Consider the following 24,693-nt stretch of genomic DNA (forward strand, 5'->3'; position numbering starts at 1 on the left):
ATCGCCGGTGAAGTTCTGCTCCTTCAGAATCTGCTCGATGATCTGCGGCACGCTCATGTTCTGGAAAATGCGGTGGTCCGTGACCAGGCCAAGGAACCACAGGCGCGGGACGAGCAGGCAGCGGTAATGAGTGCGGAGATTGGAGGTGTGCAGCTGAACGAAGTGCCGGATGACGCCATGGACATGGCGTATGCCGCCGCTTTTGTCGGCGATGGACAGGCAGGCGGACTGGCCGAGAAGCCCGGCGAAATCGACGGCCGCGGAATCGAGGACCAGTTCGATGTCGAATTCATAGGGCCGGTGGACTTCCTCGGCCCCCGTAAAAGCGTAGACGCGGAAATCCTGATTGGACGGGGACTCGAAGGTGAACCACGAACTGTCTGCTGTCGGATGGGGCATGGATCCTCCCGCTGCTGTGCCTCGAAGGTTATCGTGGCAGTCTGCCAGCATCGGACGGAGAATTACATGCGGGAAAATGCTGAATTATGCAGCCATGGCTTTGGGAAGGAACCGTAGCCCTGAAATGAGGACGAATAGGGTTTCGGATCATGAACCGCCGTCCCCCGACCGCGATGTCGGCTCGGTCGGTTACGGGAAGAGAATCTGACAGGACCGCAAAAAAAAAGGGAGCCCAGCAGCTCCCTTCCACTCAATCCGCCAGGCGCCCCCCCTGAACGGGGTGCAGGGGATGTGTCCCCTGCCCGCCGGAGGCATTCTTCCTATCTGTCCTTCATCGGCACATACTCCCGCACATTGGGCCCGACGTAGATCTGGCGCGGCCGGTGGATGCGGGTGTTTTCTTCAAGGTGCTGTTCGTGCCAGTGGGCGATCCAGCCGGGCATGCGTCCCATGGCGAACATGACGGGGAACATGTTCACGGGGATGTTCAGAGCGCGCAGGATGAGGCCGGAGTAGAAGTCCACGTTGGGGTAGAGCTTGCGCGAGACGAAGAAGTCGTCCTTCAGGGCGATCTCCTCGAGCTCTTGGGCGATATCGAGAAGCGGGTCCTTGATGTGCAGGGTGGAGAGCAGATTCGTGGCGCACTCCTTCAGCACCTTGGCCCGGGGGTCGAAGTTCTTGTAGACGCGGTGGCCGAAGCCCATGAGTCGAAATTCCTTGCGTTTGACCCGCTCGATGCACTCCTTGACGGAGATGTCGCCCTCGTGGATCTGTTCGAGCATGTGGACCACGGCAGAGTTGGCGCCGCCGTGCAGGCGTCCCCACAGGGCGCAGATGCCGGCCGAGACCGAGGCGAAGAGGTTGGCCTCGGAGGAGCCGACCATGCGCACGGTGGAGCAGGAGCAGTTCTGCTCGTGGTCGGCGTGGACCAACAGGAAGAGCGAGAGGGCCTTCTGGGCCTCGGGCGTTGGCACATGCTCCTTGTAGGGCACGGAGAACATCATGTGCAGGAAGTTCTCGCAGTAGGAGCGGCTCGGGTCAGGGTACATGATGGGCAGGCCGACGGACTTGCGGTAGGAGAAGGCGGCGATGGTGCGCACCTTGCTGATGAGCTTGGCCGCGACCTTGCGGAACTCGCGCTCGGTCTGGATGTCGAGCAGGTCGGGGTTGTAGGCGCCCAGGGAGTTGATCACGGCCGAAAGGATGGCCATGGGGTGCCCGTTGGGCGGGAACCCTTCGAAATGGTGCATGAGGTCTTCGTGCAGCAGGGCTTGGTCGCCGAGCATGGTGCGGAAGGCGGCGCGCTCCTCGCGGGTGGGCAGCTCGCCGAAGACCAGCAGCATGGCCGTCTCCACGAAGGAACTGTAGCGCGCCAGGTCCGCGATGTCGTAGCCGCGGTAGCGCAGGATGCCCTTCTCGCCGTCCACGAAGGTGATGGCGCTGAAGCACGAACCGGTATTGGCGTAGCCCTGGTCCAGGGTGATGGCCCCGGACGTGCCGCGCAGAAGGCTCACATCCACCGCGACTTCGCCCTCGGTGCCGCGCACCACGGGCAGTTCGTAGGTCTTGCCGTCGATGGTCAGGGTGGCCGTATCGTTCATCGTCATATATCCTCCTGAAATCTTTCCCCTCGCCAGGAAAAAGACCAGTGCTGAAGCGACCCGGATCGGCCCCGGGCGCGAGTGAAGAGAATCGTTTAACGGAAATCGATTGGATTATCCAGATGTCCGTAGGGGCGGAAATTTTGGGGGGACGCGGAGGCGCGGGGATTTGTGGACGAAATCGAAGGAGGCCGTCCAGAATTCATTCTGGCAAGGCGCGAGTCGATGTTCAAAGGTGAAGTGTAGCCGACTACATGAACCTTTGAAAATCGGGGAGCAACGCAGTCCAGAATGGATTATGAGCGGCCTCTTAACGGCCGGGCTCCCATTCCCAGAGGGGCAGGCGCATCTCGACCAGCTCTTCCTCGTAGTTGTGGGTCACGGCCAGGCCGAAGCGCTTGGCCAGGCCGATCATGCCCTTGTTGCGGGGCATGGTCTGGCCTTCGAGGTAACGGGTGCCGCGGCTCTTGCAGTAGCGGATCATCTTTTCGAAGAGCATGGAGCCCAGGCCAGTGCCCTTCATGTCCGAACGCACGATGATGGCGAACTCGGCCGAGGAGTTGTCGGGCTTGGTGGAGGTGCGGACCACCCCGAGGGTCTCGGGCTTGCCGTCGACGAGGCGCGTGGCGATGAAGGCCATCTCGCGGTCGTAGTCGATCTGAGTGAACTTGGGCATGTCGCTCAACACGAAGTTCTGGACCAGGCCGAAGAAGCGCAGGCGCAGGTCCTCCTCGGACAGGCCGTGGATGAAATCGAGATGGGCCTGAGCGTCCTCGGGACGGATGGGCCGCAGGAGGATCTGGTCGCCGTTCTTGAGGCGCACGCACTCCTCCAGTTCGCGCGGGTAGGGGCGGATGGCCAGACGTTCGGGGCCCGTGAGCGTGGCCGGCTGAATCCAGATGCGTGCGCCCAGGGCCAGTACTCCCTGGTCGTCGGCGAAGATGGGGTTCATCTCCAGGGTGGTGATCTGGGGCAGGTCGATGACCATCTGGCTGATCTGGATGAGGGCCAGGCAGATGTCGTCGATGTCGGCCGCGGCCTGCCGGCGGGAGCCCTGTAGCAGCTTGGAGATGCGCGTGCGGTAGATGAGCTCCCGGGCCAGCCCCATGTTCAGGGGCGGCAGGGTCATGGCGTGGTCGTTGATGACCGGGGCCGAGACGCCGCCGTGGCCGAAGCGCAGGATGGGCCCGAAGACCTTGTCCGTGAAGACGGAGATGAACAGCTCGTGGGCGCCGGGGCGGCGGCCCATCTTCTGCACGGTGAAGCCCTCGATGTAGGCGTTGGGCACCTGGGAGTGCACGCGGGCGGACATGTTGGCCGCGGCCTCGAAGACGAGGTCCGGGGTGGTCAGGTCCAAGGCGATGCCGCCGATGTCGAAGGGCTGGGCGATCTGCGGCGAGCGGATCTTGAGGGCCACGGGGAAGCCGATCTCCGAGGCGGCGTCCACGGCCTGCATGGCCGACTTGCAGATGCGGGTCTCGACCACGGGCACGCCGTAGGAGGCCAGGACCTGGCGGGACTCCTCCTCGGAGAGCTGGGTGCGGTCCTCGCTCAAGGCCTTTCTGATGATGTCCAGGGCGTGCTCCGTGTCCGGGAAGAAGTCCGCGGGCAGGGAGTCCGGGGTCTGCATGAGGATCTTCTGGGTGCGCTTGTAGCGCAGCATGTGCAGGTAGGCCATGATGGCCTTGCCCGGCCGGTCGAAGACCGGGATGGCCGCGTCCTCGAAGACGTCCTTGGTGTCGCGCACGGTCTCCTCGCCGAGCCAGTTGGCCAGCACCAGGCAGCGGCTGGTCTTGGCCACCTGGGTCACGGCCTGGGCGATCTCGAGGCTCGACGTGCCCTGGAAGGGAACGTGCAGGATAAGCACGCAGCCCACGTCCTTGGCCCGCACCAGAATGCTCAGGACACGGGCGTAGTCTTCGGGCGAGGCGTTGTACGGCAGGGTGACCGGGTTGTCGGAGCAGCGTTCGGGGCCGAGGATCTCCTCCAGCTTGAGCTGGGTCTCCTCGGTGATGGCGGCCAGTTCCCCTCCCCCCTGGATGAGCGTGTCGGCGGCCAGCAGGCCGATGCTCTGCCCGTTGGTCACGATGGCCAGGCCGTTGCCGCGCAGGGGCTTGTAGTTGGCCAGGGTGCGGGCGCCCTCGAACAGGGAGTCGATGTCGTCCACGCGGACCATGCCGGCACGACGGAAGGCGGCGTCGTAGATCTGGTCCTGGTCCATCTCGGTCAGCTCGCTGGCCGCGTCGCGCAGTTCGCAGGGCAGGCGCCGGGGGCGGATGACGAGGATGGGCTTGTTGCGGGCGCTGGCCCGGGCCGCGGACATGAAGCGCCGGGCGTCCTGGATGTTCTCGATGTAGAGCAGAATGGCCTTGGTGGCCGGGTCGGAGCCGAGGTAGTCGAGGACCGAGCTGAAGTCGATGTCCAGCTGGCGGCCCAGGGAGACGCAGTGGGAAAAGCCGACGTTGTTGGTCCGGGCCCAGTCGAGAACGGACTCGAAGAGGCTGTCGGACTGGGTGACGAAGGCGATGCGGCCCTCCTTGGCGCCCACGCGCGACAGGCTCGCGTTGACGCCCGAAGCGGGCACGATCATGCCCAGGCTCCCGGGGCCCAGGACGCGGATGTCCTTGTCGCGGGAGACCTGGCGGATGCGCTCGTCTATCTGGGCCTTCTGCGGGCCGTCCAGGAGGGCGTAGCCCGGGTCCATGATGACGGCCACGTGGGTGCCGTTATCGGCCAGTTCGGACAAACGGTCCGGGGCGTCGAAGACTGAGGAGCAGATGATGGCCATGTCCGGGGTCAGGGGCAGGGACGTGACGCTGACGTAGGACAGCACTCCGAAGATGGCCTCCTGGGCTCCGGACACGGGCAGCACCGGGCCCAGGAATTTTCCGGACATGAGATTGCGCATGAGGATGGCGCTGACCGAGTTGGGGTCGCGCGAAGCGCCGATGATGGCCAGGGAATTGGGCTTGAACAACAGATCCAGGTGTTTGACGCTCATCGTCCGAAAAGCTCCGTTTACCGATGGGGGAAAGTCGCGGCTTCCGTTAACCGCCAATATCAGCCATTTACCAGAAAAGGCGGGAAAACAAAATTCATTTCTTCTAGACGTAATTCCTGATAGTACCCGGTCACGAAGAATCACCAGCTTTATCAAGGAGGAACCACCACATGAGTCCTGAAAATATCCAGAGCCTGCAGCACGAAGAACGCCTTTTCACCCCTCCCGCGGCACCCCGCGCCCACATCCCGGACATGGTCACCTACGAGGCCCACTACCGCCGCGCCGACCAGGACCCGGAAGGCTACTGGGGCGACCGGGCCAAAGAGCTGGTCAGCTGGTTCAAGCCCTGGGACAAGGTCCTGGACTGCGATTTCACCGAGCCGCGCATCAACTGGTTCGTCAACGGCAAGCTCAACGTCAGCTACAACTGCCTCGACCGGCACGTGGAAAACGGCCTGGGCGACAAGACGGCGATCATCTGGCAGGGCGAGCCCGAGGAGGACGTCCGTCACATCACCTTCCGTGAGCTGCTGGCCGACGTCGTCCGTTTCGCCAACATCCTGAAGAAGCTGGGCGTGTCGCGCGGCGACCGCGTGGCCCTGTACATGCCCATGGTGCCCGAGCTGGCCGTGGCCATGCTGGCCTGCACGCGCATCGGCGCCACCCATTCCATCGTCTTCGCCGGTTTTTCGGCTTCGAGCCTCATGAACCGCATCCAGGACTGCGAGGCCAAGATTCTGGTCACGGCCGACGCGGTGCTGCGCGCCGGCAAGAAGATCCCCTTGAAGGGCAACGTGGACGAGGCCCTGAACGGCTGCCCGAGCGTGACGAGCTGCATCGTGCTGAGGCGCGCCGGCAACGACGTGAACATGGTCGTGGGCCGGGACCTCTGGTGGCACGACGTCATGGCCGACCCGAACCTCCCCGCGACCTGCCCCTGCGAGGAGATGGACGCCGAAGACCTGCTCTTCATCCTCTACACCAGCGGCTCCACGGGCAAGCCCAAGGGCGTGGTGCACACCACCGGCGGCTACCTGACGTACGCGGCCCACACAACCCAGTACGTCTTCAACCTCTTCGAGGACGACATCCATTTCTGCACGGCCGACGTGGGCTGGATCACGGGCCACACCTACATCGTCTACGGGCCGCTGACGCTCGGCGTGACGTCCCTCATGTTCGAGGGCGTGCCTTCCTACCCCGACCCGTCGCGCTTCTGGCACATCGTCGAGAAGTTCAAGGTTACGAGCTTCTACACCGCGCCCACGGTCATCCGGGCGCTCATGCGCGACGGCGTTGAGTGGACGCAGAAGAACGACCTGTCCTCCCTGCGCGTCCTGGGCAGCGTCGGCGAGCCCATCAATCCCGAAGCCTGGATGTGGTACCACGCCAACGTCGGCAAGTCGAAGCTGCCCGTGGTCGACACCTGGTGGCAGACCGAGACGGGCGGCATCCTCATCACGGCCCTGCCCTTCGCCACTCCCTTGAAGCCTGGCTCGGCCTCCCTGCCCATGCCCGGCGTGCACGCCCGCATCGTCGACAACGACGGCAACCCCACGGGCGCCAACGAAGGCGGCAACCTCGTCATCGAACGCCCCTGGCCGGGCATGCTGCGCGGCGTCTTCGGGGACCCGGCCCGCTTCCGCCAGCAGTACTTCGAGCGCTTCCCGGGCCGCTACGAGTCCGGCGACGGCGCGCGCCAGGACGGCGACGGCTACTTCTGGATCATGGGCCGCCTGGACGACGTCATCAACGTCTCGGGTCACCGCCTGGGCACGGCCGAGATCGAGTCGGCCCTGGTCTCCCACCCGGCCGTGGCCGAGGCGGCCGTGGTCGGCATGCCCCACGACATCAAGGGCCAAGCCATCTACGCCTACGTAACCCTGCGCGCCGACGTGGACGAGTCCGACGACCTGATCAAGGCCCTTCGCAACCACGTGCGCAAGGAGATCGGGCCCCTGGCCTCGCCCGAGGTCATCCAGTTCACCCTGGGCCTGCCCAAGACGCGCAGCGGCAAGATCATGCGCCGCGTGCTGCGCAAGATCACGGCCGGCTCCACCGCCATGGAGGACTTCGGCGACACCTCCACCCTCGCCGACCCGACCGTCATCCAGGATCTCATCGCCGGTCGCCATATCTGACCCCACGGATTGCCGGCACATCTCCCTCGGGGCGCGTCCGCACGGACGCGCCCCTTTTTCTTGACGCGGGCGCAAAATGAGTAAATAAATACTTACCTACGTAAGGAGGAAGCACCATGTCACGACCCGTCATGAAACGCGAAATCATAGAGGAATCGGCCATCCGCCTTTTCGCCACCAAGGGGCTGGCGCGCACGACCATCAAGGACATCGCCGTAGCCGCGGGGGTGACGGAAGGTGCCCTGTACCGGTGGTACGACGGCAAGGAGGAGATGGCCTGGAAGCTCTTCAACCGCGAGCTGGACCAGTTCACGCACCTCGTGTCCGAGATGCTCTTCGACGACCGCCTGCCCTTCGCCCTGCGCCTGGGCCAGGCCGTGCAGACCATCTACGACTACTATCATTACAATAGCGACCAGTTCGCCTTCATCCTGCTGACCCAGCACGGGTTCCCGGAAGACAAGCTGCTGTCCCGCGAGACCGAGCCCCACGGGCTGGCCGAGCGCTTCGTGGGTCAGGCCGTGGGCCTGGGCGAAATCCCGCCCTGCGACGCGGACCTCTTCGCCGGTCTGATCATGGGCGCCATCATGCAGCCGCTGGTCCTGCACCGCTACGGCAAGATCGAACTGACGCCCGACACGCCCGAACTGGTCACGGCCGCCTGCCTGCGCCTGCTGGGTGTGAGGGCATGAGCGCCGGCCGCCGGCTCCTCGGCATCCGCGGCTTCCTGCCCTACCTGACGGTGGTGCTGGTCAACGCCATGATCGACCTGGGGCACAAGATCGTCATCCAGAACACGGTCTTCAAGGTCTACGACGGCTCGACGCAGATCGGACTGACAGCGCTGGTCAACGCCTGCATCCTGCTGCCCTTCATCATGTTCTTCACGCCGGCCGGCTTCCTGGCCGACCGCTTCTCCAAACACCAGGTCATGCGCTGGACGGCCTTCTTCGCCGTGCCCCTGACCGCCCTCATCTACGGCAGCTACCTGCTGGGCTGGTTCGAGGCGGCCTTCGCCCTGACGCTCATCCTGGCGGCGCAGTCGGCCTTCTACTCGCCGGCCAAGTACGGATACATCAAGGAGATGGCCGGCAAGGACAACCTCGGCATGGCCAACGGCGTGGTCCAGGCCGTGACCATCGTGGCCATCCTTCTGGGCGGCGTGCTCTTTTCCGTGGTCTTCGAGGCCCTCATCGGCGAGGCCTCCACCAAGTCGGACATCCTGCAGGCCATCGCACCCAGCGGCCTGCTCCTCTTCGCCGGCGCCGTGGCCCAGACCCTCGTGGCCTTGCGCATCCCCAAGCACAAGGACGGCGACGCCACCCTGCGCCTGGATCGCACGGCCTATGTCCGCGGCGAATACTTAAAGAAGAACCTGAAGAACATCTGGGACAACCGGACCATCCGTCTCTCGGTCCTGGGCCTGTCGCTTTTCTGGGCCGTGAACCAGGTGCTCTTCGCGGCCTTCGGGGCCCACCTCAAGGAGTCGGCCGGCGTGACCTCCACCGTCATCGCCCAGGGGCTTCTGGCCATCGGCGGCGTGGGCATCATCGTCGGCTCCGTCACGGCCGGGCGGCTCTCGAAGACCTACATCGAGACGGGTGTCATCCCCCTGGCGGCCGTGGGCATGACGGCCTGCCTGGCCCTCATCCCGGCCATACACGACACCGTGGCCCTGGGGCTCCTGCTGACCGTCTACGGCTTCTTCGGCGGGCTCTTCGTCGTGCCGCTGAACGCGCTCATCCAGTTCAACGCCGAGGACTCGGACCTGGGCACCATCCTGGCCGGCAACAACTTCATCCAGAATGTGGCCATGCTGGCCTTCTTGTGCGGGACGGTCCTCGCCTCCCTGACGGGCCTGGCCAGCGTGCCCATCATCCTGACCCTGGCGGGCGTCATGGCCTTCGGGACCTTCCACACCCTGCACCACCTGCCTCAGTCACTGATGCGCTTCCTGCTGCGCGTGGTCTTCGCCCAGCATTACCGCCTGACGGTCAGCGGCCTGCAGAACATCCCGTCAAGGGGCGGCGTGCTGCTCCTGGGCAACCACACCAGTTGGATCGACTGGGCCGTGCTGCATCTGGCCGTGCCCCGGCCCGTGCGCTTCGTCATGACGCGGCGCTACTACGACCGCTGGTACCTGCGCTGGTTCCTGGACCTCTACCGGGTCATCCCCATCACGTCCTCGGCTGCCAGCAAGTCGGCCCTGCGGACCATCACCGAGACCCTCAAGGCCGGGGAGTGCGTGGTCCTCTTTCCCGAAGGCGCCATCAGCCGCAACGGTCAGCTCGGCCCCTTCCGCCGCGGCTACGCCATCCCGGCCACCCAGGCCGACTGCCCCATCGTGCCCTTCTACCTTCGCGGCCTGTGGGGCAGCCGCTGGTCCGCCGTGAGCCGCCATTTCCGGCGCAACACCGACGGCGCCCTGACCCGCGACGTGAATCTCTGCTTCGGACCGGCCCTGCCGCCGTCGGCCTCGCCCATGGAAGTCAAGGACGCCGTGCACCGCATGTCCATTCTGGCCTGGCAGGAGTTCGCCGACTCCCAGCCCTCCATCCCCGTCAAATGGCTGCAGGCCGTGTGCCGCGCCCCGGGACGCCTGGCCGTGGCCGACTCCGCCGGCGTGCGCCTGACGGCCGAGGAAATGGCCCTGTGCGCCCTGCGCCTGGCCCGCGTCCTGGCCACACGCCCCGAGCGCTCGGTGGGCGTCATACTGCCCCCCGGAGCCAGGGGGGCCGTGGCCAACATGGCCGCGCTCATGGCCGGCAAGACCGTGGTCAACCTGGACCCGGGACTGGGCGAGGAAGAACTGCGCGGCTGCCTGCGGCAGGCCGGAGCCGGGCTGGTGCTGGGGGAAGAGGGCGCGCGGGCCGTGGACATGGTGGACTTCATGGACTGCGTGGACTTTGTGGACGCGCGCAAGGGCATGCGGCAGGAGTGGGCGGCTCGTGCGCTGCTGCGGCTGTTGCCGGGGCGGCTGGTGCGGCTGGCCCTGCCCGGGCGGGCGGCCGGCGCGGACACTGCTGCCGTGGTCTTTGTCGAGCGCGGCGGAGAGCGTGTGGGCGTGCGGCTCAGCCATGCCAACATCATCACCAACGGCCGCCAGGTGTCCTCGCTCTTCACGCCGCGCGGTGACGACGTGCTGCTGACGGCCATGCCCCTGCACGAGGCCCTGGGGCTGACCACGACCATGTTCCTGCCGCTGCTGGAGTCCGTACCCGTGGTCTGCCACCGCGACCCCATGGACGCGCGGGCTGTCGGCCGCCTGTGCGCGGAGTTCGAGGCCACGCTGCTCTGCGCCGCACCCGAGGCCCTGGCGGCCTATGCGGCTGCCGACGCCCTGCACCCGCTCATGTTCAGCTCGCTTCGCTTCGTGCTCTCGGGCGGCGAGACGCTGGACTCGGCCACGGTCCGCGACTTCCGCCAGAAGTTCGGCCTCATGATCCACGACGGCTACGGCACCACCGAAACCACGCCCGTGGCCACGGTCAACGCCCCCGACGTGTTGAACCCCGCCGACCTGAGCATCCAGCAGGGCCGCAAGCCCGGCACCGTGGGCCTGCCCCTGCCCGGTTCGGCCCTGCGCATCGTGGATCCGGGCACCCTGGAGGACCTGCCCCACGGCGAAACGGGCCGCATCCTCATCGGCGGCACCCAGGTCATGCAGGGCTACCTGGGCCGGGATGCGGCCGACGGCGTGATCGAACGCGACGGCATCCGCTGGTTTGCGACCCAGGACCTGGGCCGGCTTGACGAGGACGGCTTCCTTATCCTGGCAGGCCGCGGCACGGACTAATTCCGACACCATCAGTCCGAAAAATCTTGATCTCCGCCCCGTGCCGTCTTAGGGCTCGGGGCGAGGGCCGCGAGGCTTACATCCCGTGCGCTGCGCCGGCGGGTACCGGCATCGCCCCTCCCCAGAAACCACCAACCACAATCCGACACGCATGATCACCGTACGCATCGAACCCGAGAACCGGGAATTCACCATGGACCGTCCAGGCACGGTCGCCCAGCTTCTGCTCAAGGTCGGCCGCAAGCCCGGCCGCGCCCTCGTCATCCGCGACGGAGGCCTGCTCACACACGACCTGAACCTCAAGGACGGCGACCACATCACCGTGCGCGACGTCGGGTCCAGGGGGTAGCCATGAAGTGCAAACGCTGCCACGTCCCGGCCGTCGTCGCCCTGCCCAGCCACCACACGGCCTTCTGCAGGGAGTGCTTCCTGGTCTTCGCCCGCCGTCTGGTGGAGCGGGCCATCAAGGAGCACGACATGTTCACCTTCGAGGACCGCATCCTCATCGCCATCTCCGGCGGCAAGGACTCCCTGGCCCTGTCCTGGATGCTGCAGGATCTGGGCTACAACATCGAAGGGCTGCACATCGACCTGGGCATCCCCGAGTCATCGCCCATCGCCCGCGGCTACACCGAACGCTTCTGCGAAAAGCACGGCATCCGGCTGCACGTCATCGAAACGGCCTCCATGGGCCTGGCCATGTGCGACGTGAAGAAGCGCGTGAAGCGCCCCATCTGCTCGGTCTGCGGCCAGACCAAGCGCTACCTTTTCAACCGCTTCGCCATGGACAACGGCTTCACGGCCCTGGCCACGGGCCACAACCTCGACGACGAGACCTCGCGCCTCTTCGCCAATGTCATGCGCTGGGACGTGGAGTACCTGAGTGACCAGGGCCCGGTCATGCCGGCCGAGGGCGGCTTCGCCAAGAAGGTCAAGCCCCTCTTCCGCATGTCCGAGTTCGAGACGGCCAACCTCTGCTTCCTGGCCGGCATCGACTACGGCTACGCCCCCTGCCCCTACAGCTCCAAGGCCAGCTTCCCCATCTACAAGAAGCTCCTCTCGGACCTGGAGGACATCCAGCCAGGCCGCAAGATCCGCTTCTACGACGGCTTCCTCAAGGATGGCCGCCCCGGCTTCGCCCCCCGCGGCGAAACCTCCGTCGCCATCCAGCCCTGCACGACCTGCGGCTACCCCACCTCAGCCGGGGAATGCGGCTTCTGCAGGCTGAAAGCGATGATGAACGAGGGGAAAGAGGAAGGTTAGAGGCGGCGAGATAGGCGGCACTGTCGGTTGTTTGCGGAGAGTCCCAGGCATCGGGACGCACTCACCGGCAGACTGTCGTGTTCCGACCGCATTTCTTGGCGGCGTACATGTTCTGGTCGGCGCGGTCCACGAAGTCCGAAATGGACTCGCCCGGGACGTAGCTGGTCACGCCCAGGCTGATGGTCACGTGGGCCTCGGTCCCGGGACGGGGGAAGAAGGCGTGCTCGTGGAAGGAGCAGCGGATGCGCTCGGCCACGCGCGCCGCCTCTTCGCGGTTGGTGGCCGGCAGGACGATGATGAACTCCTCGCCGCCGTAGCGGTAGGCGGAGTCCGAATCGCGGATGAGCTTCTGGATGACGCGGCCCAGCTCCGAGAGGACCGAGTCGCCGCAGAGGTGCCCGTAGGAGTCGTTGTATTCCTTGAAATGGTCGATATCGAGCACGCACAGGGACAGCGGGCTGTCGTAGCGCATGGCCCGCTCCACCTCGGCCTGGACCTGGCGGAAGAAGTGCCGGGCGTTGTAGAGGCCCGTCAACTCGTCGGTCAGGCTCAGTTCGCGGTAGCGCATCTCGCTGCGCCGCAGGTCATCCTCGATGCGCTTGCGGGTCAGGATCTCCTGCCTGAGCTCCTGGGTGCGGCGCTGGACCTCCTCTTCGAGGTGTTCGCGGTACAGGCGGTTCTCCTGCCGCAGACGCCGCTTCTCCAGGGCCTTTTCCACGGCGTGCATGACCAGTTCGAGGTTGATGAAGGGCTTGACCAGAAAGTCCCACGCGCCGCGCCGCAGGGCCTCGATGACGTCGTCCAGGGAGCCGACGCCGGAGATGACGATCATGGCCGTCTCCTCGTCCCGGGAGGTGATGTGCCTGAGGATGTCGAGACCGGACACGTCCGGGAGCTTCAGGTCGAGGAGGACCAGGTCGGGCAGTTCCGTGTTGTAGAGATCCAGGGCGCCGGCCCCGTTCTCGGCCGTGACGACATCGTGCCCACGGTCGCGGAGATAGTCCCCGAGAAGTTCGAGGAGGGTGAGTTCGTCATCGACGAGCAGGATGCGTGCGGAATGTGACGTCATGCTCTGGCCAGGGTTGAATTCATGTTTACATTGCCTTCATACCCCCGGAACGCGGCCGGGCACAAGCATCTTTTTGATCCGGGTATGTCTTTTCCGTCCCGCGTGTTACGGACACCGGGGCCATGAATCGGCAAAAACCTGCCCAAACGGACATTGACATCGATTTAATCAATAACTACCAACGATCCCACACAAAGGAGGATTCCATGTTTGAACTGACCAAGGCTGCCAAAGAGCAGCTCGACATGCACTTCGCCGGCAAGGAAGTGTCCCCGATCCGGGTCTACATGGCGGCTGGCTGAGGCGGGCCTCGCCTGGCGCTTGCTCTGGATGAGCAAAAAGACAACGACGTGGTTCACGTAATCGACGGATACACCTTTCTGATTGAAACCAACCTGATGAGCGAAGCTCAGCCCATCTCCGTGGAATTCCACCCGCACATGGGCTTCAACATCAAGTCGAACATGAAGGCGAGCTCCTCCGGGTGCTCTTCCTGCACTTCCTGCGGCTAGACTGCAGCAGCTTGAAACGCACGGGGGCCGTCCGCGAGGATGGCCCTTTTGCGTTGGAAGCTCCGGCCGCAGCGGCGCCGCAACTTTTTTGCGGACAGGTGAAAAAAGCCTTTGACAGCGACGGGCTGCGTCTATAGAGACAGTTTCTCGTTGGACGGGACAGGGCGGTTAGCTCAGCTGGGAGAGCGTCGGCCTTACAAGCCGAATGTCATAGGTTCGATCCCTGTACCGCCCACCAAGAAGACCATGCGGGGTCGTAGTTAAGACGGTTATAACGCCGGCCTGTCACGCCGGAGGCCGTGGGTTCGAGTCCCATCGGCCCCGCCATTAGAAAGTAAGGGATTTCAGCTGAACGCTGAAATCCCTTTTTCTTTTGCGGGCAGTGCTACGAGTTAAGCCACAACCACCTGCCGCCTCTTCGCGCCCGACTCCTTTTCCTGCACGTTTTCAATACGAGCGACGACGCGATCTGCCTCGACTGTCAGATTTTTCGACAGCAATTTAGCCAGAATTTACATTCCGAGCTTCGATGCGCTTCGACGTACCAAGCCGATGCCAGCCAGCCCGATCCCCACGAGAAGCATGGTTGTCGGTTCGGGGACGGCGTTGTTCGTACCCAGATCGCCTTCAAGCCGGAACGCCACATCTCCCCCCCTGAACCCTATAACAGACAAGTCCTGCCACCCGGTTCCGTAGCTGAATCCCCCACCGGGATTGATGAAAAGGGCCGCTTCTTCGTTCGTCGTATCAGAGGGTTGACGTCCATATTGGCCATATGAACCAAAATTCATTTCCGGCCAGAACACGAGCCACCAATGGCCCGCAGCCACATTCACGTCGGTGCTCAGGTTCAAGGTAACATTGGACAAATAGCCGTCCGCGCCGGTTGAAAGGGCAATCTGCGCATCGTCAGGTGCGATGGAGAGATTCCACGTTCCGGCAGCCGGGGGAATGCCGGCGGGAAGGCCGGCGGCGTCTGCGTAAATGGCGAAATTGAGCGATGTGGCGAGTTCCAAGGACGAGAATCCGTTCCATCCGCTTCCGGGAATGAATATCGTACTGATATCCCACGGAACGGTGTTGACGAAATCGTCGGCAATGTAGCTACTGAATGTTGTAAAATCTTGGAATTCCTGATCAACGTAAGCATTCGTGTCCGAGGTGCTTAATGGCTGGTCCCAGAGCACGCTCGCCCGCGCCGGACTGGTTCCCAGCATTGAGAAGATCAACACGGCACTGCATATCACTTTGGTTAGGTGCAGAAAAATCTGTGTGATGAGTCGCGACCGCATGGGATGATCCTCCTTTGATTTTTTGCAATGGTGAAGATCGAAACCGATCCACATTCGCCCATGCAATCTTGGTTCCATCCTCTCAGCCCGGACTCTGGTGTATGGAATCCCGATACGTGAACGACAGCACATCGCGGAGACCGGCCAGGTTGCCTGGCCTAGTCGGTCCCTGCGCATTTGGCGGCCCAACCTGTCGAAAAATTTCGAAAGAATCGCCGACATACAGTCTGACAATTTATCAGACACGGACGGTCCTCAACGTTCTCCCAAACCGTGCTTCCTGATCAGGTCGTACATGGTCGGCCGGCTGATGCCCAGGGCCTCGGAGGCTTTGACGATGTTGCCTTCGTGTTTGGCCAGGGCGGCCACGATCATCTTTTTCTCGACCATGGCGCGGGCTTCCTTCAGGGTCCTGTCGCCGAAGCTGAAGCCGTTATGTTGCCCCCCGCCGTTTTCCTCGAAGCCGAGTTCGGCGGAGGTGACGAGGCTGGAATCCGCCAGCAGCACCGCACGGCGGAGCCTGTTCTCCAGTTCGCGGATGTTGCCGGGCCAGGAATAGGTCTCCAGGCCGACCAGGGCGTCGGGGGAGAAGCCGGACACGTTCTTGCCCAGTTCCGCGGCGATGCGGCCCAGGAAGTAGTCGGCCAGGAGGTGTACGTCCCCTTCCCGCTCGCGCAGGGGGGGCAGGTGGATGTTGACCACTCCGATGCGGTAGTAGAGGTCCTCGCGGAAGGTGCCGGCGGCGATGGCCGCGGCGATGTCGATGTTGGTGGCCGCCACGATGCGCACGTTGACTGGGATGTCCTTGCGCCCTCCCACGCGCTGAATGACCATCTCCTGCAGGAAGCGCAGCAGCTTGACCTGCAGGTTCACGGGCAGTTCGCCGATCTCGTCCAGAAACAGGGTCCCGCCCGAGGCGTACTCGACCTTGCCCTGGACCGTGGACACAGCGCCGGTGAAGGCGCCCTTCTCGTGGCCGAACAACTCGGACTCGATGAGGTTCTCGGGGATGGCGCCGCAGTTGATGCAGACCATGGGGCCCTTGCGGCGCAGGCTGCCGGCGTGGATGGCGCGGGCCACCAACTCCTTGCCCGTGCCGGACTCGCCCGAGACGAGAATGGGCACGTCCGAGGCCGCGACCTTGCCGATGAGGTTCAGAACCCCTCGCATGGCCGGACAGGCGCCGACGATGCCGTAATTGTCCATGGCCGCAGCTTCGGCAGCGCCCTTCTGCTCCGTGTTCTCGCGCTCGATGGCGTGCAGGTGGAAGGCGCGGCGGATGATGACGCGGAGTTCGTCCAGGTCGATGGGCTTGCGGAAAAAGTCGAAGGCCCCGAGCTTGATGGCCTGCAGGGCGTTCTCGCGCTCGTCGTTGCCCGTGACCACGATGACCTTGGCCGCGGGGTTGATCTTGAGCATCTCGGCCAGGCAACGGAAGCCCTCCTCGGACGTGTCGGCGTGGGGAGGCAGGCCCAGGTCCAATGTCACCACTCCCGGCGAGACCTTGCCGAAGACCTCCAGGGCCTGGTCCACACGCGTGGCCAGATGCAGCGTGTACAACTCCGACGCCAACCCCCACTTGAGCTGGGTCAGAACATCCTCGTTGTCATCGACGATCAGCAGATTTTCCACGGCATCCCTCGATTCCTGCTAGGAGAACACTCTCACCCAGGTGCGCACGCCCATCGAACGCCGGCTCCCAGCCTGTCCACACCGTCCATATGGTCCATTTCGTCCATCCAGTCCACTCGATACTCCCCCTCACGCCTCCGCCCCCGGCAGCCAGACCGTGAACTCGGCCCCCTCCCCAACCGTGCTCCTGACCTCGATGCGGCCGCCGTGGGCCGAAACGATCTGCTTGCACTGGTAGAGCCCGATGCCCATGCCCTTGGCCTTGGTGGACTTGAAGGGCTCGAAAAGCGCGGTTCTGATGAACTCCGGGTCGATGCCGCCGCCCTGATCCGAGACGCGCACGAAGGGCTCCGGGCCGTCCCCGGTTGTGACCGTGACCGGCCGGCCGTCGGGGGAGGCCTCCAGGGCGTTGAGGCAGAGGTTCAGGATGACCTTGCCCATCTCCTCGGCGTCGACCATGGCCACGGCGTCCTCGCCCCCGAAGTCCAGCCGCTCCTGGTGCAGCAGCCGCGTCGACTCCCTGGCCAACGTCAGCAGGCCGACTGGCGCGCGCTTCAGAGTCTGGCGGTCGGGCAGCCCTTTGAGCTGGGAAATCAGAATCTTCATCTTGCCCACGGTGCTGCCCAGGGAGTCCACCAAATCCCGCTGGAAATCGGGGTTGCCGATGAACTTGCGCGCGTTCTCTGCCATGAGGGACAGCGTGTAGACGTGGTTCTTCAGGTCGTGCAGCACGAAGGCCGAAACCCGCCCCATGATCTCCATCTCCCGCGAGCGCGCCAACTGCTCCGTGAGACGCATGTTCAGGAGGGCCGAGGAGATGTGCCGGGCCATGGTGTCCATGAGCTCGAAGTCCTCCTCGTCGTATTCCTCGCTCTCATTGATGGCCGGCCCCAGAAGCACGAAACCGTCGAGGCCGTCGTCACGGAAGATGGGGATGGCGAACCGCGCGGCCTTCAACCACGGGGAGGGGTCGTTCACGTCCGCGGTGCGGACCACGCTGCGGCGGGTGCGCAACGCCGCCGCCAAGTGCGAACCCTCGTCGAAACCACCCTCCTGCGGGTCCGTTTCCACGAGGCTGACGGGCACGTAGGTGCGGCTGCCGTGGTCCAGCAGGAACAGGGCCGCCCCGACGATGCCGAAGGTCTCGCAGCAGGCCGACAAGGCCGCTTGATGGAGTTCGGTCTGGCTGCGGGCCGAGATGAGCCTGTCCGTGAACTGCACCCACTGGATGCGGTAGTCATACTTCTCCCCGTAGAAGTGCAGCTGGAGAAAAAGTCGGACCCTTCGCCTGACCGTGTCCGAGAGGAAGAGCATGAGCAGGCCGATGCCGGCGGCGAAGCAGACGCCGAGGAGCACGGCACGTCCCAACTCGTCCCCGAAGACCCGAGCCCCCTCGCCCGCGAAACCCAGGACGACCAGGTACAGTCCCGCCGTGACGAGGGCCACGGACTTGAAGGCCATGCGCCGGGAAAAGCTGATCCTGACTTCCGGCCCGCGCCGCGCGTCCGAAAACCACATCATGCCCACACCCGCAAGCACCGCCAGGGAACGCAACCAGGCGAGGCGCATGTCGAGGGAGCGGTACAGCACGCCCTGACTGTAATAGAGGATAAGGGCCACCAACACGCAGACGCCACCCAGCAGCACGAACTTGATCTTCCAGCGCCGGAAGTGCGTCGCGCCGGCCATGGTCCCTTCGATGTTGAAGAGCGCGGCCATGCAGCACAGGACGAAGGCGATGCAGAAATGGAACGTCCCGGGAAGCAGGAAGAGCAGGCGCTCACTCGCGAAATCAGGGGCGTAGTAGGCCCCCCGGAAAGCGAGGAACGCGCTCCAGGGCAACAAAAGGCCAGAGAGCAGAACCAGCAGGCGCTGCATCCGCGGCAGTCGTTCGCCTTCGTACTCCCTGGCGAAAAACGCCGTGAACAGCACCCACGTCGGCCCCAACGCGCCTTCGATCACGAGGCCGGCCGCACGCCACGCCCGCACCCGCTCCGGGTCGAACATGCAGGCCAGGTCCACCGTTTCGAGGCCAGCGAGCAGGATCAGCGCCACGGCCCAAACCGCAGACGCGCGGGTGCGCGTGCCGTCGAACACGCCTGCGGCCAGGCGGGAGGCAAAGGCCAGGGCCGCAATGATGGCGGCCGCGGGGGCCAGGGCGAAAAGAAGATGGCTGTTCATACGGCTACGATGGCAGATACTCCCGTATCAGCGGATAGAACTCTTTCAGGAACGCCTCGACGACCTGCTCTGCCCGCTCCGTGTCCTCTTGGGCCGTCATGGATATGCGCATGAAGCTCTGATCGCGACGACGGTGAAGGACGGACCCCGTGATCTCGGCAAGCTTCAGGGAATATTCGTCGGATATGGTCCGACCGCGCATAAAGAACCAGTAATAGATGACCTCACGGGTCGCCCCCATGGCGTAGACAGCCTTGACCAGGTTCACAGCCTCGCCGCCGAGGTTCATGGTGGTGCGCTCCGAGGAGATTTCCGTCCACCCCCCCCCGGCCACGCAGTGCTTGGGGGAATGGATGCGGCCCGAGGCGGCGCCACCGTCGAAATAGCTCAGGTACATGTCCACCACGGCGCCGTCCGGACGAGCATAACGCCTGGAGAGATATTCCGTGGGCATGAGGACCTTCATGACCTTTTCGCTCAAGGAAGACTGCCCCACCATTTTCCAGCCGGAGTGCGAAGGGGGAAAGTCCCCGAAGGGCCTGGCCAGGGGCACCACCAGGTCGCTGTGCAGGTGCATGTACAGCCCGGCCCCGGCCAGCAGGGCGATGAGCACGGCGATGCGGATGGACGTGTTCATGGCCACCTCCTGAGAACGGCCCCCAGGGCCATGAACATGACGACGGCCCCGGCGAAGACGAAAAGTCCGGCAAACTCATGGAAAAAGCCCTCCGCAGCGGCGGCCCCGAAATATTGCGCCAGAATGCCCGTGGCGATGACCCGCAGGCAGTTGGAAAAGACCGCGATGGGCAGGGTGGACGCGACGAGGATGACCCGGTCCCTGGTCCTGGAGTGCAGCACCATGGCGTACGCCACGCCCAGGGCCAGGAGGGACATGATGGAGCGCAGGCCGCTGCAGGCGTCGGCCACCTCCAGGGTGACGTTTGGGAACATGAGGATGTTGCCCTCCTGCCAGACGACGACACCCAGGAACTTGAGGGCCAGGACGGACACCTTGGTCACGAAGAGCTTCAGGGGAAAGGCGGCCGCGTCGTACAGGATGTACGGCAGGGGAACCATGAGCAGCAGATAGGCGATCGGGACGAGCAGCGCGCGGAAGACCTCCCACCCCAGGAGGTAGAGCGTGGACCCGGCGATGACGACGACCAGGGAGGCCCGCATGGTGTAGTACTCCGTCGCCAGCCAGCCGAGCAGGAGAATGACGAGGCCGGCGACGACCACGGCCAGGCCCGCGGCGCAGGGGCGGACTTTCGCGGCCAGGAGATCCTCCCGGCGCATGTACGCGAGATAGGCCGAGACGAAAGGCACGAGGAATCCGTGGGAATAGTTCTCATCCTTGGCCCATTGCTTGACCATGGGCACGATGACAGGCCAGTACACGGCTCCGAGGGTTCCCAGCAGCAGAGCCGCCCCAAACAACACAAGCCTTCGATCCTGCAATTTTTCCACGCAATTCACCTCATTATCCAATTTCTCGAGAAAATACACCCGAACGTGGACATTGTAAAAAGAGACGTGGAAAACGAAATCTCCGAAAATGCAGTCAGCCAATTTTTCATGTACGCGGAACGAGAAGAGCCGTATGCTCTTTGCATTCTGTCGGTGTTAAAGATGCTTTTTCCCGATTTATTCCTCCGGTGGAGGACAAGCCCATGCATCTTCACTCCGTTGTCCTGGCGCTGCTCATGCTGGCCTCGCCCATGTTTTTCCTTGATCTCGGCGGGGGGGCGGGGGGTCCCTCGCCCTTCGCCAACCTTGCCCATGCGGCGTTCTTCGCGCCCTTGGCGTGGGGACTCGCCAGAACAACCCCTTTCGCGCGCCTGCCTGCACAAGTGCGCTCCGCATGCGTCCTGGGCCTCGTCCTGGCCCTGGGCGGGCTCATCGAGACGATCCAGCCCCATTTCGGCCGCACAGCCTCGTGGCAGGACATGGCCGTCGATGCGCTGGGGGGGCTGGCCGGCCTTCTCTTCCTCCCCCCCGTGGGATCCGGCCTCCCATCCGTCGCGTGCAAGGCGCTCAAGACCGCGGCTGCCGCGGGGCTGGTCTGGTTCGTAGTCTTCGAACCGTTCTTGACGCACCAGGACGAACTCCGGGCTCGCAGACAGTTTCCGCTGCTGTGCGATTTTGAGAGCCGTCTGGAGGCGGACCGCTGGACCAGAGGCGAGATCGTGCGGTCCGTAGCCAGACACGGCGACGCGTCCCTGCGCGTCCGGCTGGATTCCGGCCCGTACCCGGGGACAGCCCTCGTACGCAGCCTCGGCGACTGGCGGGGCTACGCATGCCTCTCCCTCAGCGTCTTCAACCCCGACGCCGAGCCCCTGGTCCTGACCGTGTCCGTTCGCGACAGGGACCACGCCAGACGCGGAGGGAGATACGAAGACCGGTACAACGGCGAGTTCGAAGTCCGGCAGGGCTGGAACGACCTGAACATCCCCGTGGAAGCGGTCAGGACCGCCCCGAGAGACAGGGTCATGGGGCTGGACAGCCTGGAAAGCGTTGTCGTTTTCGCCTCGCATCTTCCGAAACCTCGCGTCATCTACCTCGACTACATCCGTCTGCGCCCGTGATCGGCATGCCGGACGCTATTCCCAAATACCGTCCAGCGACTCCCGCGACACCTTCCCCCCCGCCAGCCTCCTGACCCGCCGCACGATCTGGCTCACGCCCCAACCCACGAACGGCAGGGGGTCCGTGCCGTAAAAATCGTCCATTCCCTCGACACGGCGCGGCAGGCCATCCTGAGCGGCCCCGCCGGACGCGCTGCGGGACGTCAGACCCACTATCCTGCGCATCAGGTCGCCGCCGAGCCACTTCGTCGCCACCACCGGAGGCGAGGATGGCGCCGCAAAGCCCCCAAGGCCCATGGCGCACCTGTAATAATAGTAGGGAAACTCTATGCCCCGGGCGATGCTTTGCTCCACGGAACCCCAGAAGCGCGGGTTGACATCAATGAGAAACGTCTCGTCGCGCGACCTGTCGTACAGGAAATCGGCCTGGCACGGGCCGTTCCATTGCAGGGCATCGAGCATCGTCTTCAGGGCGTCGCGGGCCCGGGGGTACTCCCTGCTCACCCTCAGCGTCGACTGACCGAACGGGTGCGGATGCACCGCCAGAGTCTGATACGTGTCTCCGGCCACCAATTTTCCGCCGTCGTAGAGCATGGCGACATTGGCCATCTCGGCGTCGATCTTCTCTTGGACAAGATAGGCGCCAGCATTGAGACGCGCGGCCCGGACATGGCGGCGCAGGTGCCCGGCGTCGCGGATCTGGACGATGGCCCCCCCGCCGCCGCCCTGCTTCGGCTTGAGGACCGCGGGATAACGGAAGCCGTCGGGCAAGCGGCCATCCAGAGCGTCCGCCAGTTCCGCCGTCCGCGGCGTGGACACGCCGAAACGGGCGGCCACATCCAAAAGGGAGCGCTTGTCGTGCAGGGCAAGGATGCCTCGGTAATCAGGCACGAGAGTCCGGACATGGGGCGCGAAGGCCGAGCGGTTTCGGGACACGAAGTAGGTCTCTTCGAGCACCGGGATGAGGACATCGATCTTCTCCTTTTCGATGATCCGCAGCACATCGGCAATGAAGGCGCCCTCATCCCTGAACGGGGACGCGCAGATGTGCCGCCCGGACACGAACCTGGACCAGAACGACATGGCCAGCGGGTCCGGGTCCGCCGCGACCACATGAAGCCCGTGACGGCGCAAGTTCCTGCAGATGCAGTACGCCACCCTGGAGCACGCCGATGTAACAAGCACCCTGCCCTTCATGATTGCCCCGCCGCATCCGGCCCGTTCCGTTCACCCCTCGTCCGCGTATGTATGCCGGGGTTGCCTTGCGTCCCGCCGATCACGAACCTTTCGCCGAGCACGCCGTGAATCAGCTCGCCGAGTTGCGCGCACGCCCTGGAGACCTGGGCCTCCTCGCCAGCCTCTACGGCCCGGTAGTGCGCGCCCTTGGAATAATTGACGATGAATGGCGCGTCGTCCTCGAGTATGCCCAATGGGATTCTGCGCGGAAGGGGAGCGTCGCTCACGACCCGGTGGCACGAGAGCATGGCCGAGACGTCCGGGCAAACGAGCATGTGTGCGCGGATTATCCGCGCCTTGCCGGCCTGGTCCGTGTCGGGCGGGATGAATTTCTGAAAGACCAACTCATGATGCCCGCCGCACCAGCCCCGCAGGCGTTCAAACAGGCCGAGCCCGAAGATCGAACGCAGCTCTCTGGCAGTAAAGGCGGCGTAGCGATCCCGCAGCTCGGCATCGAATCTGGCGATCCTGACCAGGTTTCCGGACCACCCGCCGCCCAGCTTGATGACCACATTCGGCAACTCGTCGCTGTCGTCCAGATCGATCTCGCGCACGGACCCGAACGACGCCACGCTCCCCAACGCGTCCGTCCGTGACCCGCCGGCGCCTATCCCCCGGTTCAGCCACCGGCTGGTGCAGTGCTGGTTCGTCATGAAGTAATCCAGCGCGCAATGCTGGTAGTGGAAAACAACGGACAGGGTGTCGGCTTCCGGCTCCTGCGCGAGAGCCACCAGGCGGGTGACGCCGGGCAGGCATCGACGTCCGGGGCTCGCCGGGACGAATGCGGGCGGACCGTCTTTGCTCAGGCGCATGAACTCCTGCACGTAATCTGCTGACCAGGACTCGGCGAAGCAAACGACCTTGCGGTAGCCGCGTTTCGTCGCCAGATCCCTCAACGTCAGCAGCATCGGGTCGACCGCCCCGGCATAAAGCGCCCTGCGCTGCTGGCGGATTGCCGCGTTCAGGTTCAGGTCCACAGGATACAGCTTCCCGTCGTGCATGATGAAATCGACTCCGAGATGCATGCCGAAAGCCGCATTCGCACCGTCATCGCGATAATAGGTCCTGTATCTCGGGTGCTGGACAATCTTTACGCCGGCTTCGGGGACATGAGCGACCGGCCGCCCGAATCGGGGGACGACACGCCTGGTGCGCACGCTCTCCGCCAGATCGCAGCCCAATTGCGCGGCGAGTTCAGCCCCTCTGTAGACGACAGGTCGCTCCACCAGTGCGCCGAGGGCCGAATGCAGCCCGTAGCGGAAGCCGGCGGCGAAAAGCAGCCTTCGATTGATGGATTCCCGACAAAGGGATGCGTTCATGCCACTCACCGTCACGGTCGCGTGTTCATGGTTTACGGAATGAGCGCCGTGTGCGTTCTTCGCGACACGCGGACGCCGCACAACTTGACGAACCTCGTCCTGCCGACACGCCGGAAACCGGCTTTCTCCATCGCCCTGATCGACGAGCCGTTTTCCTGCAGGACGCAGGCGAAGAGACGCTTCACGCCGTTTCGCCCCAGATGTTCGAACACGGCGCACAGCACGCGCGGCCAGATCCCCCGGCCCCGTGCATCCGGCACTGTCAGCACGTGCTTGATTTCCGCATCGCCATGATCGAGAAGCAGGATCCTGTTGGTGTGTTCTCTGTAATAAATCCAACTGATATGCTGAATCACCCCGGCTTTTTCCGCGATGAAAAAGTCGTCGACGCCATCATACTCATGGCAGAAGAACTGCCAGGGAAGCCCCTTCGTGCTTGATGTGCCGCAGCGCAGATCGCTCATGACGCCCTTTCTCACTTCGATATCGGTTTCAGGGCACACTGCCCGTGATTCGCGCCCGTCAATATCTTTCTTATAAACGTAGTATGCATCATTGAGATACAAAAATTTCATAAACCAGATCATGAATTGCGCAAAACCCATGTTTCGCAACTGCGTATCTAAAACCCGACATATTCGTGTGCGCAGCATACGCGTCATG

At 64.1% G+C, this 24,693-nt stretch carries 19 protein-coding genes and 2 tRNA genes; 9 read left to right on the forward strand and 12 right to left on the reverse strand.

Features of this window, described 5'->3' with window-relative positions; genetic code table 11:
- From G394_RS18405 to G394_RS0107705, 3 genes are all read right to left on the reverse strand, one after another.
- The coding region (locus G394_RS18405) for a contractile injection system protein, VgrG/Pvc8 family (protein ID WP_043775126.1) at positions 1 to 399 on the reverse strand (399 nt) is incomplete at its 3' end.
- A gap of 320 nt (positions 400 to 719) precedes the next feature.
- Positions 720 to 2,006, reverse strand: coding sequence for a citrate synthase (locus G394_RS0107700; protein ID WP_028577167.1), 1,287 nt, complete (start codon positions 2,004 to 2,006; stop codon positions 720 to 722).
- Positions 2,007 to 2,310: 304 nt separating this feature from the next.
- Positions 2,311 to 5,001, reverse strand: coding sequence for a bifunctional acetate--CoA ligase family protein/GNAT family N-acetyltransferase (locus G394_RS0107705; protein ID WP_028577168.1), 2,691 nt, complete (start codon positions 4,999 to 5,001; stop codon positions 2,311 to 2,313).
- 170 nt (positions 5,002 to 5,171) lie between these two features.
- On the opposite strand from G394_RS0107705, the gene acs reads away from it, so the two are divergent.
- The 5 genes from acs (at position 5,172) to G394_RS0107730 (ending at position 12,204) form a co-directional block, all read left to right on the forward strand.
- A complete protein-coding gene (gene acs / locus G394_RS0107710; RefSeq protein ID WP_028577169.1) occupies positions 5,172 to 7,145 on the forward strand; it encodes an acetate--CoA ligase in 1,974 nt (657 codons plus the stop codon).
- Positions 7,146 to 7,261: 116 nt separating this feature from the next.
- Complete coding sequence (locus G394_RS0107715; protein ID WP_084435432.1) at positions 7,262 to 7,837, forward strand: TetR/AcrR family transcriptional regulator; 576 nt, start codon at positions 7,262 to 7,264, stop codon at positions 7,835 to 7,837.
- Positions 7,834 to 10,941, forward strand: a complete 3,108-nt coding sequence (locus tag G394_RS18410) for an MFS transporter (protein ID WP_051307038.1) — start codon at positions 7,834 to 7,836, stop codon at positions 10,939 to 10,941. The genes G394_RS0107715 and G394_RS18410 overlap by 4 nt, the downstream gene beginning before the upstream one ends.
- A 151-nt stretch (positions 10,942 to 11,092) precedes the next feature.
- Positions 11,093 to 11,290, forward strand: a complete 198-nt coding sequence (locus tag G394_RS0107725; protein WP_028577171.1) for a ubiquitin family protein — start codon at positions 11,093 to 11,095, stop codon at positions 11,288 to 11,290.
- A 2-nt stretch (positions 11,291 to 11,292) separates the two neighbouring features.
- A complete protein-coding gene (locus tag G394_RS0107730; RefSeq protein WP_028577172.1) occupies positions 11,293 to 12,204 on the forward strand; it encodes a PP-loop family protein in 912 nt (303 codons plus the stop codon).
- A 61-nt stretch (positions 12,205 to 12,265) separates the two neighbouring features.
- Here the strand turns inward: G394_RS0107730 and G394_RS18415 are convergent, their stop codons facing one another.
- On the reverse strand, positions 12,266 to 13,273 hold the full coding sequence (locus tag G394_RS18415; protein WP_051307039.1) for a GGDEF domain-containing response regulator: 1,008 nt from the start codon (positions 13,271 to 13,273) through the stop codon (positions 12,266 to 12,268).
- A gap of 206 nt (positions 13,274 to 13,479) precedes the next feature.
- Here G394_RS18415 and G394_RS21610 point away from each other — a divergent pair, with 206 nt between their 5' ends.
- The 3 genes from G394_RS21610 (at position 13,480) to G394_RS0107755 (ending at position 14,112) form a co-directional block, all read left to right on the forward strand.
- On the forward strand, positions 13,480 to 13,785 hold the full coding sequence (locus G394_RS21610; RefSeq protein ID WP_084435434.1) for an IscA/HesB family protein: 306 nt from the start codon (positions 13,480 to 13,482) through the stop codon (positions 13,783 to 13,785).
- A 162-nt stretch (positions 13,786 to 13,947) separates the two neighbouring features.
- A tRNA-Val gene (locus tag G394_RS0107750) sits at positions 13,948 to 14,023 on the forward strand.
- Between the two features lie 12 nt (positions 14,024 to 14,035).
- A tRNA-Asp gene (locus G394_RS0107755) sits at positions 14,036 to 14,112 on the forward strand.
- A gap of 185 nt (positions 14,113 to 14,297) precedes the next feature.
- Here the strand turns inward: G394_RS0107755 and G394_RS0107760 are convergent.
- From G394_RS0107760 to xrtA, 5 genes are all read right to left on the reverse strand, one after another.
- Complete coding sequence (locus G394_RS0107760) at positions 14,298 to 15,077, reverse strand: PEP-CTERM sorting domain-containing protein (RefSeq protein WP_028577174.1); 780 nt, start codon at positions 15,075 to 15,077, stop codon at positions 14,298 to 14,300.
- A gap of 255 nt (positions 15,078 to 15,332) precedes the next feature.
- Positions 15,333 to 16,709 (reverse strand): PEP-CTERM-box response regulator transcription factor, encoded by a 1,377-nt coding sequence (prsR, locus tag G394_RS0107765; protein ID WP_028577175.1) that lies wholly within the window; start codon positions 16,707 to 16,709, stop codon positions 15,333 to 15,335.
- A 129-nt stretch (positions 16,710 to 16,838) separates the two neighbouring features.
- Entirely contained in the window at positions 16,839 to 18,890 is a 2,052-nt protein-coding gene (gene prsK, locus G394_RS0107770; RefSeq protein ID WP_051307040.1) for an XrtA/PEP-CTERM system histidine kinase PrsK, read from the reverse strand.
- Between the two features lie 4 nt (positions 18,891 to 18,894).
- Positions 18,895 to 19,527, reverse strand: coding sequence for an exosortase C-terminal domain/associated protein EpsI (locus G394_RS0107775; protein ID WP_028577177.1), 633 nt, complete (start codon positions 19,525 to 19,527; stop codon positions 18,895 to 18,897).
- On the reverse strand, positions 19,524 to 20,357 hold the full coding sequence (gene xrtA, locus G394_RS0107780; RefSeq protein ID WP_028577178.1) for an exosortase A: 834 nt from the start codon (positions 20,355 to 20,357) through the stop codon (positions 19,524 to 19,526). The genes G394_RS0107775 and xrtA overlap by 4 nt, the downstream gene beginning before the upstream one ends.
- Positions 20,358 to 20,560: 203 nt before the next feature.
- Here xrtA and G394_RS0107785 point away from each other — a divergent pair, with 203 nt between their 5' ends.
- Complete coding sequence (locus G394_RS0107785) at positions 20,561 to 21,475, forward strand: hypothetical protein (RefSeq protein WP_028577179.1); 915 nt, start codon at positions 20,561 to 20,563, stop codon at positions 21,473 to 21,475.
- Positions 21,476 to 21,490: 15 nt separating this feature from the next.
- Here G394_RS0107785 and G394_RS18425 read toward each other — a convergent pair whose 3' ends face one another.
- From G394_RS18425 to G394_RS18430, 3 genes are read right to left on the reverse strand one after another with little or no spacing between them, the layout of a single operon-like run.
- Entirely contained in the window at positions 21,491 to 22,672 is a 1,182-nt protein-coding gene (locus G394_RS18425; RefSeq protein WP_043775130.1) for a carboxylate--amine ligase, read from the reverse strand.
- Complete coding sequence (locus tag G394_RS0107805; RefSeq protein WP_028577181.1) at positions 22,669 to 24,030, reverse strand: hypothetical protein; 1,362 nt, start codon at positions 24,028 to 24,030, stop codon at positions 22,669 to 22,671. Before G394_RS0107805 ends, G394_RS18425 begins: the two co-directional genes overlap by 4 nt.
- A 32-nt stretch (positions 24,031 to 24,062) precedes the next feature.
- Positions 24,063 to 24,692 (reverse strand): GNAT family N-acetyltransferase, encoded by a 630-nt coding sequence (locus tag G394_RS18430; RefSeq protein WP_043775134.1) that lies wholly within the window; start codon positions 24,690 to 24,692, stop codon positions 24,063 to 24,065.
- Position 24,693 lies beyond the last annotated feature (1 nt).

Origin of the sequence: Desulfomicrobium escambiense DSM 10707, from assembly GCF_000428825.1 — a bacterium.
GTDB classification, from domain to species: Bacteria; Desulfobacterota; Desulfovibrionia; order Desulfovibrionales; family Desulfomicrobiaceae; genus Desulfomicrobium; species Desulfomicrobium escambiense.

Coding starts and splice junctions, on each gene's coding strand:
- G394_RS0107700 (WP_028577167.1), bottom strand. CDS start 2,006: ATGACGATGAACGATACGGCCACCCTGACCATCGACGGCAAGACCTAC.
- G394_RS0107705 (WP_028577168.1), bottom strand. CDS start 5,001: ATGAGCGTCAAACACCTGGATCTGTTGTTCAAGCCCAATTCCCTGGCC.
- acs (WP_028577169.1), top strand. CDS start 5,172: ATGAGTCCTGAAAATATCCAGAGCCTGCAGCACGAAGAACGCCTTTTC.
- G394_RS0107715 (WP_084435432.1), top strand. CDS start 7,262: ATGTCACGACCCGTCATGAAACGCGAAATCATAGAGGAATCGGCCATC.
- G394_RS18410 (WP_051307038.1), top strand. CDS start 7,834: ATGAGCGCCGGCCGCCGGCTCCTCGGCATCCGCGGCTTCCTGCCCTAC.
- G394_RS0107725 (WP_028577171.1), top strand. CDS start 11,093: ATGATCACCGTACGCATCGAACCCGAGAACCGGGAATTCACCATGGAC.
- G394_RS0107730 (WP_028577172.1), top strand. CDS start 11,293: ATGAAGTGCAAACGCTGCCACGTCCCGGCCGTCGTCGCCCTGCCCAGC.
- G394_RS18415 (WP_051307039.1), bottom strand. CDS start 13,273: ATGACGTCACATTCCGCACGCATCCTGCTCGTCGATGACGAACTCACC.
- G394_RS0107760 (WP_028577174.1), bottom strand. CDS start 15,077: ATGCGGTCGCGACTCATCACACAGATTTTTCTGCACCTAACCAAAGTG.
- prsK (WP_051307040.1), bottom strand. CDS start 18,890: ATGAACAGCCATCTTCTTTTCGCCCTGGCCCCCGCGGCCGCCATCATT.
- G394_RS0107775 (WP_028577177.1), bottom strand. CDS start 19,527: ATGAACACGTCCATCCGCATCGCCGTGCTCATCGCCCTGCTGGCCGGG.
- G394_RS0107785 (WP_028577179.1), top strand. CDS start 20,561: ATGCATCTTCACTCCGTTGTCCTGGCGCTGCTCATGCTGGCCTCGCCC.
- G394_RS18425 (WP_043775130.1), bottom strand. CDS start 22,672: ATGAAGGGCAGGGTGCTTGTTACATCGGCGTGCTCCAGGGTGGCGTAC.
- G394_RS0107805 (WP_028577181.1), bottom strand. CDS start 24,030: ATGAACGCATCCCTTTGTCGGGAATCCATCAATCGAAGGCTGCTTTTC.
- G394_RS18430 (WP_043775134.1), bottom strand. CDS start 24,692: ATGACGCGTATGCTGCGCACACGAATATGTCGGGTTTTAGATACGCAG.